Genomic DNA, 15,862 nt, shown 5'->3' on the forward strand with positions numbered 1-15,862 from the left:
CCGGGAAACCTCCAGGCTAAAGAGAGGGTCCTAACCACACCGTGAGTCTCCCGCTCGTGTTCTGCGCGAGCCCTTCAGGCGCAATGGCCTGACTGAACAAATAAGCCTGAAACAGGAAACCGTATGAGCCTGTCACTGTTGAGCCGTTATGCGTTTTTTGCCTTTTGCGTGATTTTCACCCTCGCCAGCCTGCCGTTTATGCACCACGAGTGGTTGTGGCCGTTCACCGCGGTCACCCTGGTGTTGAGCCTGATCGGTATTTTCGATCTGCTGCAAACACCCCACGCCGTGCGTCGTAATTACCCGATTCTGGGCAATATCCGCTACATGGTGGAAACCATCCGCCCGGAGATTCGCCAGTATTTGCTGGAGTCCGACAGCGACGCGCTGCCCTTCTCCCGCGCCCAACGCTCGCTGGTCTACTCCCGCGCCAAGAATGAAAGCGCCGACAAACCGTTCGGCACACTGATTGACGTGTACCAGTCAGGCTTCGAATTCATCGGTCATTCCATGCGTCCCGCGCCGCTGAGCGACCCGGCCAGTTTTCGGGTGATGGTCGGCGGCCCGCAGTGCACCCAGCCTTACTCAGCATCGGTGTTCAACATTTCGGCCATGAGTTTTGGCTCCCTTAGCGCTAACGCGATCCGCGCGCTGAACCAGGGCGCAAAACTGGGCAACTTCGCCCATGACACCGGCGAAGGCAGCATCAGCCCCTACCACCGGGAAAATGGCGGCGACCTGACCTGGGAACTGGGCAGCGGCTATTTCGGTTGCCGCACCGCCGATGGCCGCTTCGACCCGGAACGTTTCGCCGTCCAGGCGCAAAACCCGCAAGTGCGCATGATTGAAATCAAGATGAGCCAGGGCGCCAAACCCGGCCATGGCGGGATTCTGCCCAAAGACAAAGTCACCCAGGAAATCGCGGAAACACGCGGCATCATGATGGGCGAAGACTGCATTTCACCGTCGCGCCACAGCGCATTTTCAACCCCCCTTGAGCTGATGCACTGGATTGCACAACTGCGCGCGTTGTCCGGTGGCAAACCGGTGGGCTTTAAATTCTGCCTGGGCCATCCATGGGAGTTCATGGGCATCGCCAAGGCCATGCTCGAAACCGGCATCCTGCCAGACTTTATCGTGATCGACGGTAAAGAAGGCGGGACGGGCGCAGCCCCGGTGGAGTTCACCGACCACATGGGCGCGCCGATGCGTGAAGGGCTGCTGTTCGTGCACAACACACTGGTGGGGTTGAACCTGCGCAACAAGATCAAACTGGGCGCCAGCGGCAAAATCGTCAGCGCCTTCGACATCGCCAGCGTACTGGCCATCGGCGCTGACTGGGCCAACTCCGCACGAGGGTTTATGTTCGCCATCGGCTGCATTCAGTCCCAGTCGTGCCACACCAACAGATGCCCTACCGGGGTTGCTACCCAAGACCCTTTGCGTCAGCGCGCACTGGTGGTGCCCGATAAGGCGCAACGGGTGTTCCACTTCCACCGCAACACACTCAAAGGCCTGGCGGAGATGCTGGCAGCTGCCGGCCTAGAGCATCCCTCCCAGCTCCAGGCCAAGCACTTGGTTCGCCGGGTATCGGCAACCGAGGTGAAACTGTTCTCCCAATTACATGTGTTCCTCAAACCCGGTGAACTGCTGACCGGCGAAGTCAACGGCGAGTTTTATTCGCGCATGTGGCAAATGGCGCGAGCCGACAGTTTTGAACCCAACGTGATCGCGGCGGCCTAAACTGACTCGCATTGCGCCGGGAGAAATAAAGACATTCTCCCGGCGCATTTAACCCCTTTAACTTTTTTTATAAAACCGGGTATTAAATAACTATACCTTCAGCGCAAAAATAGCGTCGAAGCGTAACTTGCCCCATCAACTATTTAACCTTTTTAGCCCCCCGCAAACTTTCTAAACTTGACGTCTCCCCCCCGACTGGACGTTAACGCATGCCCTCTTACTTGCCTTCACCCGCCTCCGAACTTGCTCCCGACTTACCGATTCTCGGCATCCATCACGACCTCATTAAAGAGGCCGTGCATGAGCCAATACGCCAAGCGCCGCATCAAATTATTTCCCGCCTGCCTCATCATCAACTGGAACTTCCACTCTGGTTTACCGACGCCACCGATGCTCAGCGTGATGCCCTCAAAGAAATTCACGCCCTTAATAATCTGTCGCTGGCAGCGGTCAATAATTACTTGAACGACATCCGCTCGGTTAACGAATTCGCCGCACCGTTATTAAGCGCCGCCTTGCACGCCCGGTTCGGTATTGCGTGCGATGTCGAACACAACATCATCACCCAAACCAGCCTTAACTTTTTCACCCAGGAAGTTGAAAGCACCGCGACGCAAACCTTACTGCAAGCGGCTTTGCATAATTTTGATGACAGTCAGGCCCAGCCCGCCGGCATGCCCAGAGGCTCTCACCTGTGGAGTCATCAATCCGGGGGCTATGATCAACCGGCGCCCAGGTTGATTGAGATCGAACCCGTGGATTTTGCCCGCCTGTGTCGGGACCTGGATATCGGAGGGCAATACCAAACGCATTTAAACGGAATTTTCATCCCCGTCGATACGGCGGCAAAGCATCAACTGCTGTACACCTTTGAACGTCACGAACGCCACACGTTGATGCTGCAATCGCAAATTGCATTGATGAAAGGCGATATCAGCGCCAGCACGCACACGCTGTTGTTAGCGTATTGCCGGGGCGAAGAAAACCTTTTATTTAACGGATTTCCGCTGACGTGCAACGCCTTGCACATGGACGATATTCTTTTTCCGTCAATGATTTTGTCCCACGGCTCTGCGCTTGAACGTGACCGGCGGTGCATTCTTTATATTCCAGGGGACCCGGTCAGTTGTATTAAAGAGTACGACTCCATCCGTCTGGCATCTTCAGACTGGATGCGCAAGATGCAAGATCCCACCTATCGCCAATTCTTTATTCACCTCGTCCCTCAACGCCAAAAATTACAACTGACTAAACGGTTGAACGCACGCTTTGTCGATAAGAACAATGACCCGCTGGAAATGACGCCTAACCCGATACAGGACAATCTGTTTCGCTACCTGTTTGAACAAAAGAAATTCCAGATCATCAATGACGCACGTTTTCTGGCTGTGCCCACCGCGGAAATTAACCGCCTCTCGCTCCTCAAGCGCATCGAGCATTACTTCGACGTCAGCCTGAATGTATTGAACGTGGCTGCCCTGTTTTTTCCCGGGCTTGGGGAAATCATGACCGTCGTGTTTGCCGCGCAAATCATGACGGACATCTATCACGGCATTGAGGCTTGGGAACAGGGCGATCAGGCGCTGGCCTGGTCCTATACCCGCAGTGTGCTGATCAATGTGGCATTCATCGCCGCTGCCGGAAAGCTGGCCAAAGAATTCACGGCCCCCCCGGCCATTGAGAAATCGCCGCTTGTGGAAGAGCTGGAGATCCTTGAACGGCCAGAGGGCAAGAGGCAGTTGTGGAAGCCGGACCTCGCCCCCTTTGAACACGATGTGCCCCCGGAGGCCGCTGACAAAGCGGATGAACGCGGGCTTTATAGGCATCAGGGCAAACAGTACCTGCAACTCGAAGGCAAGCACTACCGAGTGCATCACGAAGCCCATCATGCCTACCGCGTGCTACACCCCACCCGTCCCAATGCCTACGCCCCGCTGATCACATCAAACGGTCAAGGGGCATGGACCCACGAATTTGAGGAAATCGAGGCTTGGGAGACGTCGACTTTTGTTCGTCGCCTGGACGCCTCACTTCAAGATTTGAGTGATGGACAGGCACTGAATTTTTTAAACGCTTCCGGCACCGATGAGTCAGTCCTGCGGCAGGCGTTCGTCGATCAGCAACCTCCCCCGGCTCTGCTAGGTGACTGTGTGCAACGATACAACGCACGCGCAAAGCTCAAAGCGTTCGTGACAAAAATGCGTGCCGGCGATGTGACAGCCGATCCTTTGATGCAAATCCAGGTGCTGGCGCATGCTGACCTGTGGCCATCAACCAAGATCCTGCGCTGCGTCGACAGTGCGGGGAAAACCCTTATCGAGTACGGGCCGGTCAAGGCAGGCCATGTATCGGTTGTTCAAGTGCTCGACAGCCAGGTGCGCCGCGGGGAGTTGTTCAAGACGGTGCTGATGTCCCTGGACACCGCGCAAATACGTCAGTGGATTGGAACCGATCCTCTTACCGGTACGTTTGTCTCGGACATCGACGAGCAGGTCAGGCTGTTGAGTGCCAAGGTGGCCGATCACGCCGAGGTGCTGCAAGAAGATCTGCTGCGCGCGCAATACGACCAATCTCAGGCGAGCGATGATCCCCTGATAAAAACCCTGACTCATGCATCGCCCGGTCTACCGGTATCGGCCGCCAGCGAAATGATCGGTGCTGCCACGACCTCTGAAATCGAGCAACTGACGCAAGGGCGTATCCCCTTACGGTTAAAAGAAGAATCGACGATTTTTGAACAGGAAAATCGCTTGATGCGCGCGTACGAAGGGTACTACTTCGATGATGCCCTCTCGCTGGACTCACAGAAACTGATCCTGCACAGCCTGGCGGACATGCCGGGCTGGCCGCAAGACGTCAGGCTGGAGGTGCATGACAGCGTGCTGTCCGGCCCCCTGATCGATGAAATTGGCGCCCCCGATGCCACGGTTCGCAAAGTACTGGTCAAACAAGGCAACCGTTACGAGACCTACAACGGCCAGGATCAAATGCTGCATCCGCTGGATGATGTCTACGCATCCGTTCTGCACGCCTTGCCGGACGCGCAAAGAGCCGCACTGGGTTTTCCAGCAACCAATCAGGGCCAAATGCTCAAACAAGCCCTCAAACAACGCCCGCCCCTGTCACGCGCCACACTCAGACGCCTCTTGGGGATGCCCCCGGAACAGCCGCACGCGCACTCCCCGCTTCGCCTGGCAAAGGGGCGCGCCGGGTATCCGCGCCGTGACACAGAGGGCCTGCGTTGTGCGCGCGCCCCGTTTGCCTGTATCTCCACCCATCCTCGAAGGATCAGGCACCTGAAGTCCAAGTTGTACCCGGCGCACAGCACGGAAGAGGTTCAAGGCTTTATCGGTGTTGATAGCTTGTTCAGCCGCGAAGGGTTGAGCCGACTTGAAGCCCTGAACAAGGAGTTCAAGGGGCTGAAAATGAGCCTTGAAGAATGGCAAAGGGAACCCTTGGAGTTTGTGCAGTTCAGCGAACACCACATCCGTCCGGTGCATCTGCGGGACAAAAATATTTTTGCGCAACGTTTAATCAAATGCTGGCAGCGAATCCCCGAGCCAGATGTCCCGATTCCGGGGTCCCGTCTCAATATCAGCAGTGTTCAGCTCGGCAGACTGCCAACCCTTGATGCCGATTTCAGCCATGTCACCTCGCTGGAAGCGAACCACCTGTTTTTGGGCTCGCACTTTGAGACGTTTTTGAAGCGGTTTCCCAAATTGCGAACACTTTCCATGGAATCGGCCAACCTGCGAGAACTGCCCTCGACAGTGTTTAACTTGCAGGAACTGACTGAACTCAAATTGCATATGAACAAGCTGACACTCACCCAAGCGAGCGCCAGCAAACTGGCCAGTCTCAAAAACCTCAGGGTGCTGGACCTCAGCCACAACAAACTCAACCTCGCGCCTGACTTCAGCCAGATGACCGAGCTGCGCAGCCTGAACTTGAGTCAAAATCGACTGACCCAGTGGCCTGCCGGTGTAGGCAACCTGCCGCACTTGACCCATCTCGACCTGCGCGCCAACCGGCTCGTTACCGTACCTGATGCGTACTTCCAACTGCCGGCAAGCAGGCTGAGTTCCACCTCTTTGCATGACAATCCACTGGAATTGCGAACCCTGGAGGCCGTCAATGAGCTCAGAACACGGCTCGGGCTTGCTTTGGAGTCACGTACCCATGTGCCTGACGCACCGCCCCCTGGCGGTCTATGGTTGAGCCAGGAGTTGCCCGCCGCCGAACTCAGCTTGAAACGTGACCTGTGGGAAGCCTTGAGTGCAGAGCCACACGCCGAAAACTTCTTCAAAGTCATTCGAGACCTGGTCGCCAGTGCGGACTTCGAACATGACCGGGCACTGTTGACCGATCGCGTGTGGCGCGTCCTCGAAACCGCAGCAGAAGACAGTGAGTACCGCGCAACGGTGTTTGCACATGCGATCGAAAACGAAACCTGTGTCGACCGTGTTGCAACTATTTTCAGCCGTTTTGGCTACCGAGTGCTGCTGCGCGAAGCATTGCTGGCTGAAGGGGCTGAAAGGGAACTTAAATTACTCAAATTGATGAAAAGTGAAGTTCGCCTGATTGAACTCAATGACATCGCTGAAACCCAGATTGCCTTGCAACAAGAGGCCTATGACACCGCGTTGCGCGAAGGCGTAATGCCCATGTCGGACGTTAGCCGGCTCAAACCCGATCCCCTGCAGGTGAAACTGATTTATCAAGTGGACTTGGCAAAACGGCTTGAGTTGCTATGGCAGCCTGCCCACATGAAATTCAGGATCAGCGCAAAAATCACGCCGGTTCAAATCGAGGAGGCGTATCACATCATCCTCAATAAAGAAGCCACCCCAGGCTTCATGGCCAAACAGCTTCTGGCGCAGGAGCCGTGGCGAAACCATATCGAATCGGCCTACAAGGGCAACATCAAGACCACCAATGCATTGTTCGATCAGCGCTATCTGGACCTTGAAACCCTGCGTGAAACTCATACGCTGTGGGTCGCCGCCGTGGAAGCCGGGGATCAAGCCGAGGTGTCGAGCCTGGAAAGCGAGCTCAACGCGCTGTCACAAACGCTGGTAATCGATGAAAGCAAGGTATTCACGCAAACCACGGCGTTTGAAGATCTTTACAGCAGGGAACTCACCGCGCTGGCCAACAACAAAGCCAAAACCCTGGAAGTCATCACCCAAGGCATCCTGGATAAAAAACCGCTGGAGACGATCCTCGAAGAATGACCGGATGCCAAGCCCTGTGTGCCGCCCATACGCGTAATGATTGGCCACAATACGTCCTGTCAAAGCTTTGCATTTACCGTGGTTTCCCTTCACCCTGCGCGCCGCCGTTGTGCGGCGCGCAACCTCTGCCGTATAGGCAGGTCTTTTTATAACCTTTGTCTGAGAACTGCCGTGATGACGACCGGACGCGACCACCGCATCGATTTCTTCCGCGGGCTGGCGCTGATTTTTATTTTCTGGGATCACATTCCGCACAATCCGCTGGCCGAATTAACCGTGCGCAACTTCGGCTTCAGCGATGCCGCGGAAATTTTTGTCTTTCTGGCGGGGTACGCCGCCGTACTGGCTTACGGCAAGATTGCGCAACGTGATGGCTTTGTTCGGGCCGGGATCAAAATCCTGCGCCGCGCCTGGGTGCTGTACGTGGTTCACATTTTTTTGCTGGCGGTGCTGATGGGCATTGTGTTCTTCGCCAACAGCCACGTCGAAACCCGCGATCTGGTGCAAGAAATGGGCTTGCAGTACTTCTTGAGCAACCCGCAACAGGCGCTCACCGATGAACTGTTATTGCGCTTCAAACCCAACCTGATGGACCCGTTGCCCCTTTACATTCTGCTGTTACTGGGTTTACCGCTGGTGTTGCCACTGCTACTGCGCAGGTGCGCCCTGGTAGTGGGTATTTCGTTTCTGGTGTACCTCACGGCCCCTTACTGGAACTTGGCGGCACAAGAAGGCGGCGTGTGGTTTTTCAACCCGCTGGCCTGGCAGTTTCTGTTTGTACTGGGGGGCGCGGCGTCCCTGTGGGCGCAACGCGACAAGGTGCCTGATAGTCGTCCCCTGACACGTCAACCGCTGTTCATGGGCGCTGCGCTGTACCTGTTGTTGACCGGGCTGCTGGCGTTGTCCTGGAAATGGCCTCAGCTACACGATGCCATCATCCCGCTGTGGCTGGGCGAGTACCTCTATCCGATCAGCAAGACCAACCTGTCCCCGGTGCGTTTAGTGCACTTTCTGGCACTGGCGTATGTGGCGGCAAAACTGGTCCCCCACAGCCATTGGCTCAACCTCTGGGTGGCACGCCAAACCTGTCGAATGGGGCGCTATTCGCTGGAAGTGTTTTGTCTGGGGGTAGTGCTGGCGCCGCTGGCTGACATGCTCAATGCACTGGGCGGTGACACGCTGGCGATCAAACTGATCAGCGCCGTGATGGGCGTGGGGGTGATGGTGCTACTGGCAGCGTGGCTGGACTGGAACAAGCGGTTGAATGCCCCTGCAACATGACAGTGCCGCAGCGAGGTCACTCGCTGCGGCACGTTGTACTACGGGGTTAGCGATCAGCTTTTTTTAAGCTGCGCACCCTGGTTCGACTCGCTCACTTGAGTCGGCTGCAACTTGAACACGTAAAACAGCACGGTCAGCAGGATCAAGAAAGCAGGGCCAACAAACAGCGCCACGCGGGTTTCTTCGAAGTACGCCATCAGCCCGACCACCAACAACAAGAACGCCAGTGCAGCGTAGGAGCTGTACGGGTACAGCCACATGCGGTATTTCAGGCCAGCGGCTTCTTCCGGGCTCAGGTTTTTGCGAAAGCGCAATTGTGCCAGCAGGATCATCAACCAGGTCCAGATCGCACCGAAGGTGGCAATGGCGGTTACCCACACAAAGACTTTTTCCGGGGCCAGGTAGTTAAGGACCACGCCCAGCAGCAACATCGCAATCGACAGAAGCAACGCCTGACGCGGCACGCCGTTTTTGGAGGTTGTACCGAAGTTGGCCGGTGCCTGACCATTTTGCGCCAGGCTGTAGAGCATGCGACCGGTGCTGAAAATGCCACCGTTGCAAGACGACAACGCCGCCGTGATGACCACGAAGTTGATGATCCCCGCGGCAGTTTTGATGCCCAGACGCTCAAAGGTCATCACAAACGGGCTGCCCTGAGTGCCGATTTCGTTCCACGGGTAGATCGACAGGATCACGAACAACGCGCCGACGTAGAACAGCAAAATACGCCAGAACACCGAACCAATCGCGCTCGGGATGGTTTTTTGCGGGTTCTTGGCTTCACCGGCGGTCAGGCCGATCATCTCAACGCCCAGGTACGCAAACATCACCATCTGCAGGGACATCAGCACGCCCTGCACACCATTGGGCATGAAGCCGCCGTGGGTCCACAGGTTAGAAATACCCAGCGCGACGCCATCGTTGCCAAAACCGAAGGCGATGATCCCGATGCCGCCAAGCACCATCGCAATGATGGTCACAATCTTGATCAGGGCAAACCAGAACTCGAACTCACCAAACGCCTTGACCGCGATCAGGTTGATCGAGCCCATGCTGATCAGCGCGGCAAGCGCCCAGATCCAACGCGGGACATCCGGGAACCAGATCCCCATGTACACCGCCACTGCAGTGATTTCCGCGACGCAGGTCACCAGCCACAGGAACCAGTAGTTCCAGCCGGTCAAAAAGCCCGCCAGCGGGCCCAGATAATCTTGTGCGTAGCGGCTGAACGAACCGGCTACCGGGTTGTGCACGGCCATTTCGCCGAGCGCACGCATGATCACCAGAATGGCCAAGCCACCGATGATGTAGGACAGCATGATGGCAGGCCCTGCCATTTCAATTGCCTTGGCCGAGCCCAGGAACAGGCCTACGCCGATACAGGCGCCAAGCGCCATCAAGCGAATATGACGTTCGCCCAGTTCACGCTTGAGCGGACCGCCCTGAGCGGTGTCGCTGTGGGGCTGGTGGTTGCCGACTGGCATAAAAGTACAACCTCATATTGTTATTGGATGTGGCATCAATCGGGCGCTCTACCAAGCCGGGCGTGTGACCCGGCTCCCCTCTTGATCGGCCCGGACCTCGTGGGTCGACAGGTCAAAAGGGAAATGCCCTACTGAGATCGGCGGCGAGTATTGCACAGCGTTGGTGCACAGTCATGCCCCTACCTAGGACGTATTTACCTGACTTGAAGGCTCTATCCCTATGCTTTCAGGCAAATTATCTGACAGAAGGAAGTGCGGCGCGTGTCGGAAAACCAGAGTAAAGAACGGCGCACAAAGTGCTCGCCTCTTTGGGGGCAGCGTCTACGCTTGATTCAAGCGCAGCCAAAATGCGTAGGTGGATCGGTCGACTATGGGCGCACTGTGGCATTCAAACTCCAGCAAACTCGCAGTGCCTGAAACGGCAGTGGAAGACGTCCCGTCCCCGCCGCCCAGGTCGCGCGGGCGGCGTTATGGCTGGATGTTGTTTGGCCTGCTGCTGTTGATCGCGCTGGGGGTGCTGGGAGTTGCCGTGGAGAAGGAAGTCCGTACTTCAAGGCTACAAGCGCAGGAATTCAGTCGCTTTGCCGCAGCCCTGAACTACTCGATACACGCAGGCGCCAGCGATTCCATGCTGTATCCCGGCGCAGGACCGTTCGACAAGCGTTTGGGCTACAGCTCGCTGGGCGACTTTTTGCCGCGCCTGTTAAAACGCGACTACGTAATTGCAGAGCAAACTCGTTTCTCGCCAGCGCTATTGAGCTACAGCAAAAAAGGGTTTTTCGTCCCCTACTCAGAAAAGATTCAGGCCGGACTGTCTATCACGGACTGCTCGGGGGCGCCGCTGTACCACTACAACTACCCGCAGCAGCTTTATTCCAACTTCGCCAGCATCCCGCCCGTGGTGGTGCAGAGTTTGCTGTTCATTGAAAACCGCGACTTGCTCGACCCCGCAAAGCCGCTGGCCAACCCGGCGGTGGACTGGCCGCGCTTTGCCATGGCTGCGTGGTCACAAGTGGCAAAAATACTTCATTTACCCGGTCAGTCGGCAGGGGGCAGCACGTTGGCCACCCAGCTTGAGAAATACCGGCATTCCCCCGATGGCCTCACTGTATCTGGCAGTGAAAAACTGCGGCAGATGATTTCTGCCAGCGTGCGCGCGTACCAAGACGGCCCCGATACCCTGCAGGCACGCGAGACAATTGTGCGCGACTACCTCAACAGTGTGCCCTTGTCGGCTGTACCGGGGCATGGCGAGGTTCACGGCATGGCCGAAGGCTTGCGCGTCTGGTACGGCGCGGACTTCAATCAGGTCAATCAGCACCTGGCAAGCACCGCCAGCGATCCGCAAAGCCTTGCGCAGCGCGGGTTGGCGTTACGCGAAGTGCTGTCACTGATGATTGCCCAGCGCCGCCCTTCGCATTACCTGGCCAAAGGCCGCGACGAGTTGGCGGTGCTGACGGACAGCCATATCCGCCTGCTGGCCCAAAACAAGGTGATCGATCCCGCGCTGACGACCGCCGCGCTGGCCAGCCGTGTGACATACCGTGACTGGAACGCCGCGCCGACGATCCAGCCGATCGAAACCAACAAAGGCATCAGCGTGGCCCGCGGTCGTTTGTCGGCCCTGCTCCAACGCCCTTTGTACGACCTTGACCGCCTCGACTTGTCTGCCACCAGCACCTTGCAATACGACTTGCAGCGCCAGGTCAGTGAATACCTGCGCAAATTGGCCGATCCCGCCTTTGCCGGCCAATTGGGGCTGCTGGGCGAGCGCTTGCTCACCCCCAGCAGCACGGCGCAGGTGCGTTACAGCTTCACCTTGTTTGAACTCACGCCCGATGGCGCCCGTGCCCGGGTACAAACCGACAACACAGATCAACCATTCGACATCAATGAAGGCAGCAAACTGGAGCTGGGCTCGACCGCCAAACTGCGGGTGCTGACCACTTACCTGCAAATCATTGCCGAATTGCATGCGCGTTACGGCGGCCAGTCCAGCGCCAATCTGAAAAAAGTTCAGGTCGAAGATCAAGACCGCTTGAGTCGCTGGGCGCTGGATTATCTGATCCGCGACCCTGACGCGAGCCTTGCCAGCATGCTCGATGCAGCGCTCAACCGTACCTATTCGGCAAACCCGGGCGAGCGGTTTTTCACTGGCGGCGGCATGCATCACTTCAACAACTTTCGCAATCAGGACAACGGCCGCAACCCGACCCTGCGCGACGCCATTCGCGAGTCCATCAACCTGCCGTTTGTACGGTTGATGCGCGATGTGGTGCGTTACACGACGTATCAGGCGCCGAGCAACAGCGCAGAACTGCTCAAGGACGACCTAAACCCCCGTCGGCAGGAATACCTGGCACGCTTCGCTGACCGTGAAGGCACCACCTACATGCTCAAGTTCTGGAAAAAATACAAAGGCAAGGACACCCAGGCGCGCCTCGATACCTTTCTGGACAGCATGCACCCGACGCCGATTCGCATGGCGGCGGTGCACCGTTATCTGTTTCCTCATGCCGATCAGGCGACCTTCAACAGTTTCGTCCGTTCGCATTTACGCACTGACAAGGTGCCTGACGAGCGTCTGACCACGCTGTATCAAAGCTACGGTCCCGGCGCTTATGACCTGCCGGATCAAGGCTACATCGCCAAGGTGCACCCGCTGGACCTGTGGCTGATGGGCTATTTGCTGAACAACCCGCAAGCCACGTTTCAACAGGCCGTAGCCGCCAGCCAGTTCGAGCGTCAGGAGGTTTACAGCTGGCTGTTCAAAAGCCGACACAAGAGCGCGCGGGACAGCCGGATCCGCACGATGCTGGAGATCGAAGCGTTCCTTGATATCCATCAACGCTGGCAGAAAGTGGGTTACCCGTTTGATCACTTGGTGCCTTCGCTGGCGACCGCGCTGGGCAGCTCAGGGGATCGCCCGGCAGCGCTCTCCGAGCTGATGGGGATTATCTTGAACGATGGCGTGCGTTTGCCGGTGTTGCGCATCGATACGTTGCATTTCGCCGCTGGCACACCCTATGAAACCCGCTTGGTCAATGACCCGGACAAGGGCGAACGGGTAATGCCCAGTGAAGTGGCCACCGCGCTGCGCGAGGCCCTTTCGCAGGTGGTGGACGCCGGTACGGCACGCCGTGTGTCGGGCAGCTTTAAACAACCCGACGGCAGTGTGCTGGCCATGGGCGGCAAAACCGGCACTGGCGATAACCGCATTGAAAGCATGGGGGCTGGCGGGCGGCTTATCAGTTCCAAGTCGATCAACCGCACAGCGACGTTTGTGTTCTACATCGGCGAACAACACTTTGGCACCCTGACCGCATTTGTGCCGGGCCGCTCGGCCGAAGCCTTCAAATTCACTTCCGCGTTGCCAGTGCAAGTGCTCAAAGGCATGGCGCCCATCCTCACTCCCTACCTACAACCCGCCACCCACACGTTATGTAATTCGCCCACCGCGCAACTGTAGCCCCTGCCAAGCACCCGTGAGTGAAAAAAGCCCTCCGTGCATTTGAGAACCATTACCGTTCATCACTTCATCTTGAACAGTCTTAAGATATATCTTAGGTTGTATCTAATTTATACAAAGAGCGAAGAGAAAATGAGAGAACACCATCACCCCCGAGAGCATGGCGTGCACGCGGATGGTTTCGAGAAGCGCCCCGGCCGTGAACGCGGTGGCCGGGGGCCTCGCGTATTTGCACCGGGCGACCTGAAACTGCTGTTGCTGGCCCTGATCGCCGAACAGCCTTGCCACGGGTATGACCTGATCCGCCAGATTGAAACCCTGTTCGATGGCGCGTACAGCCCAAGCCCCGGCGTGATTTATCCGACCCTTACGTTCCTTGAAGAAAGCGAGATGATTGAGGGCGATACCGAAGGCGGCAAAAAACGGTATTGCATCACCGACGCGGGTCGCCAGTCGTTGACCGAACAGGCGATTGCCCTGGAAGGCGTGCGGATGCGCATTGAAGTGAGTAAACGCTCGTTGCGTGGCCATGACCGGCCGCAAGAAATCCACGAGGCCGTTCACAACCTGCGCCATGCCCTGCAAATGCACCACGGTCGTTGGAATCCGGAAGAAATCCTGCGTGTGCGCGACCTGCTCAATAGCACCGCCAAAGCCATTGTCGATGGCACCGTAACTGCACGGCCTGCGCAGGAGAATGCTCAATGAATGCCGTAACCGCCCAGACCATTCACCGCGTCATGCATGAAATTAAACGCCGAAAACTGGACGTACTGCGTGTCGTCGAGCTGACCCCACGCATGCGCCGCATCACCCTAGGCGGGCCTGAGCTGGCCGGGTTTATCAGTTTGGGCAGCGATGACCACGTGAAGCTGTTCTTCCCGCAAAACGCCGAAGAACAAGCCGCACTGGAAAGCCTTGAACTGAGCGCAGGCCTGAAAAGCCAGGCCATGCCGCCGATGCGTGATTACACGCCGCGTCGCGTTGATCTGAAGGCACTCGAACTGGACATTGATTTCGTGCTGCACGGCGATGGCCCTGCGTCCACTTGGGCGGCGCAGGCCCAACCCGGTCACACCCTGCACATCGGTGGCCCGCGCGGTTCGATGGTGGTGCCGGACATGTTCGACAGTTACCTGCTGATCGGGGACGAAACGGCCCTTCCCGCCATCGCCCGCCGCTTGGAAGAGCTGCCGGCCAACCGCCGTGCCACTGTGGTGATCGACATCGAAAATGCCGCAGAAGAGCAACCGCTCAACAGCGCGGCGACCGTCGAAGTGATTTGGGTGCACCGCGATGAGCCCGGGGAAGAATTGCTCAGTACGGTCGCGCAATTGAAAATGCCTGAAGGCCAGTTGTATGCATGGGTGGCGACCGAAAGCGCACTGTCGCGCAAGGTACGCAAAGTGTTGCTCGATACCCATGGGCTGGAGGAGGCGTGGATAAAGGCCGCAGGCTACTGGCGGCTGGAGACCGGTGCCGAAGAATGAGTGACCTGGCCGATTGCTGGCTCAGCCAGAGGGCCATGATTACCCGCTGCTCAGCCCTTACTTCCAGCGATCCAGCCCCACCACAATGACCGCCACGGCGATAAAGCCTGCCAATATGCCGCTGGCATTCATGATCGTCAGCGCATAACCCAGCTTGTCGACATCGACAAACGGATACGGGTAGACCCCTAACAGATGCCCGCGTAACAGGATGTAGCCGAAATACACGATCGGGTACAGCACCCACAGACCGATGTGCCGGATACGCAGCGCGCCCTTGGGCACGCACCACCACCAATACAACGCGTACAACACCGGCATCACATCGTGCAGCAGTTCATTGGCCAGCCATTGCAGCCCCTCGGGTTGCCAGAGATTGCGCAACAACAGGCTATAGGCCCCGCCCACAACAATGATGCTCACGCATATCCCGCTGCTGACCTTGGGTTGCAGGAAGAACCGCCTGCCAGCTGATTCACGCCGCGTGGCTTCGCAGGTCAACACCACAGCAGCCAGGGTGTTGGTGAGGATGGTGAAAAAGCCGAAGTAATTGACCAACCCGCCCAACACGCTGGCGCCTGACGTCCAGCGCGCCAGCAGAATCAGATCGAGTTGAATCGCCAAGCCGCTCCAGCCGAGGATCGCCAGCCAGGTGCACAGCGTGCGGACCGTTGCTGCGCTCAATTTCACCGGGCGAGACGTCATGAGGGCGTCAAATATCGCGCTTGGTGCGGGCGTATTTCACATACAGCTTCTCGACCTTTTCCCGCGCCCAAGGGGTCTTGCGCAGGAAAGTCAGGCTCGACTTGATGCTCGGGTCACTCTTGAAGCAGCGAATATCAATGCGCTGCGCCAGCCCGTCCCACGTGTAGTGCGCCACCAGCGCGGTCAGGATCTGCTCCAGCGTCACGCCGTGCAGGGGATCGTTGTTGGGTTCAGTCATGCCGAGCCTTAAGTAAGCAAATGTAGGAAAGCCGCGCACCTTAGCCGAGCGCTGGCTCAGGGGGAAGTGCGCGTGCCTTGGCGCAGTTTAGCCCTGAGTGGGCATCCGGGATGAAAGTTCCCCATGGTTACAATTAAAGAGATGTTATATTGTAACTATTGATATCCCTAAAGAGCGTACGCCTCGCCCGATTTCCCTGCCCACTTTGCCAAGGAACT

Annotated in this window: 9 protein-coding genes; 6 read left to right on the forward strand and 3 right to left on the reverse strand. The window is 57.4% G+C overall.

Features of this window, described 5'->3' with window-relative positions; translation table 11 throughout:
* Nucleotides 1-123 precede the first annotated feature (123 nt).
* The 3 genes from HBN68_RS06230 (at nucleotide 124) to HBN68_RS06240 (ending at nucleotide 8,258) form a co-directional block, all read left to right on the forward strand.
* Nucleotides 124-1,743: an FMN-binding glutamate synthase family protein gene (locus tag HBN68_RS06230; protein WP_094993768.1), complete on the forward strand. Its 1,620-nt coding sequence runs from the start codon at nucleotides 124-126 to the stop codon at nucleotides 1,741-1,743.
* 209 nt (nucleotides 1,744-1,952) lie between these two features.
* Complete coding sequence (locus HBN68_RS06235; protein WP_169963192.1) at nucleotides 1,953-6,977, forward strand: DUF6543 domain-containing protein; 5,025 nt, start codon at nucleotides 1,953-1,955, stop codon at nucleotides 6,975-6,977.
* A gap of 174 nt (nucleotides 6,978-7,151) precedes the next feature.
* Nucleotides 7,152-8,258, forward strand: coding sequence for an OpgC domain-containing protein (locus HBN68_RS06240; protein ID WP_169963190.1), 1,107 nt, complete (start codon nucleotides 7,152-7,154; stop codon nucleotides 8,256-8,258).
* Nucleotides 8,259-8,311: 53 nt separating this feature from the next.
* Here the strand turns inward: HBN68_RS06240 and HBN68_RS06245 are convergent, their stop codons facing one another.
* The gene (locus HBN68_RS06245; protein ID WP_094993765.1) at nucleotides 8,312-9,742 is read right to left on the reverse strand and encodes an amino acid permease; all 1,431 of its coding nucleotides are present in this window, start codon (nucleotides 9,740-9,742) and stop codon (nucleotides 8,312-8,314) included.
* A gap of 370 nt (nucleotides 9,743-10,112) precedes the next feature.
* Between HBN68_RS06245 and HBN68_RS06250 the strand changes: the two genes are divergently transcribed.
* The 3 genes from HBN68_RS06250 to HBN68_RS06260 all read left to right on the forward strand — a co-directional run bounded on the left by HBN68_RS06250 (nucleotide 10,113) and on the right by HBN68_RS06260 (nucleotide 14,701).
* Nucleotides 10,113-13,211: a transglycosylase domain-containing protein gene (locus HBN68_RS06250; protein ID WP_169963188.1), complete on the forward strand. Its 3,099-nt coding sequence runs from the start codon at nucleotides 10,113-10,115 to the stop codon at nucleotides 13,209-13,211.
* Nucleotides 13,212-13,343: 132 nt separating this feature from the next.
* A complete protein-coding gene (locus HBN68_RS06255; RefSeq protein ID WP_094993763.1) occupies nucleotides 13,344-13,919 on the forward strand; it encodes a PadR family transcriptional regulator in 576 nt (191 codons plus the stop codon).
* Complete coding sequence (locus HBN68_RS06260) at nucleotides 13,916-14,701, forward strand: siderophore-interacting protein (protein WP_169963186.1); 786 nt, start codon at nucleotides 13,916-13,918, stop codon at nucleotides 14,699-14,701. The genes HBN68_RS06255 and HBN68_RS06260 overlap by 4 nt, the downstream gene beginning before the upstream one ends.
* A gap of 57 nt (nucleotides 14,702-14,758) precedes the next feature.
* Here HBN68_RS06260 and HBN68_RS06265 read toward each other — a convergent pair whose 3' ends face one another.
* Both HBN68_RS06265 and HBN68_RS06270 read right to left on the reverse strand, forming a co-directional pair.
* Nucleotides 14,759-15,406 (reverse strand): Pr6Pr family membrane protein, encoded by a 648-nt coding sequence (locus HBN68_RS06265; protein WP_094993761.1) that lies wholly within the window; start codon nucleotides 15,404-15,406, stop codon nucleotides 14,759-14,761.
* A gap of 7 nt (nucleotides 15,407-15,413) precedes the next feature.
* Nucleotides 15,414-15,644, reverse strand: a complete 231-nt coding sequence (locus tag HBN68_RS06270; RefSeq protein WP_094993760.1) for a VF530 family protein — start codon at nucleotides 15,642-15,644, stop codon at nucleotides 15,414-15,416.
* Between the last annotated feature and the right edge of the window lie 218 nt (nucleotides 15,645-15,862).

This window comes from Pseudomonas sp. WS 5078 (genome assembly GCF_012985745.1).
Taxonomy (GTDB): Bacteria; Pseudomonadota; Gammaproteobacteria; order Pseudomonadales; family Pseudomonadaceae; genus Aquipseudomonas; species Aquipseudomonas lundensis_A.

Coding starts and splice junctions, on each gene's coding strand:
- HBN68_RS06265 (WP_094993761.1), bottom strand. CDS start 15,406: ATGACGTCTCGCCCGGTGAAATTGAGCGCAGCAACGGTCCGCACGCTG.
- HBN68_RS06250 (WP_169963188.1), top strand. CDS start 10,113: ATGGGCGCACTGTGGCATTCAAACTCCAGCAAACTCGCAGTGCCTGAA.
- HBN68_RS06230 (WP_094993768.1), top strand. CDS start 124: ATGAGCCTGTCACTGTTGAGCCGTTATGCGTTTTTTGCCTTTTGCGTG.
- HBN68_RS06255 (WP_094993763.1), top strand. CDS start 13,344: ATGAGAGAACACCATCACCCCCGAGAGCATGGCGTGCACGCGGATGGT.
- HBN68_RS06260 (WP_169963186.1), top strand. CDS start 13,916: ATGAATGCCGTAACCGCCCAGACCATTCACCGCGTCATGCATGAAATT.
- HBN68_RS06240 (WP_169963190.1), top strand. CDS start 7,152: ATGACGACCGGACGCGACCACCGCATCGATTTCTTCCGCGGGCTGGCG.
- HBN68_RS06245 (WP_094993765.1), bottom strand. CDS start 9,742: ATGCCAGTCGGCAACCACCAGCCCCACAGCGACACCGCTCAGGGCGGT.
- HBN68_RS06235 (WP_169963192.1), top strand. CDS start 1,953: ATGCCCTCTTACTTGCCTTCACCCGCCTCCGAACTTGCTCCCGACTTA.
- HBN68_RS06270 (WP_094993760.1), bottom strand. CDS start 15,644: ATGACTGAACCCAACAACGATCCCCTGCACGGCGTGACGCTGGAGCAG.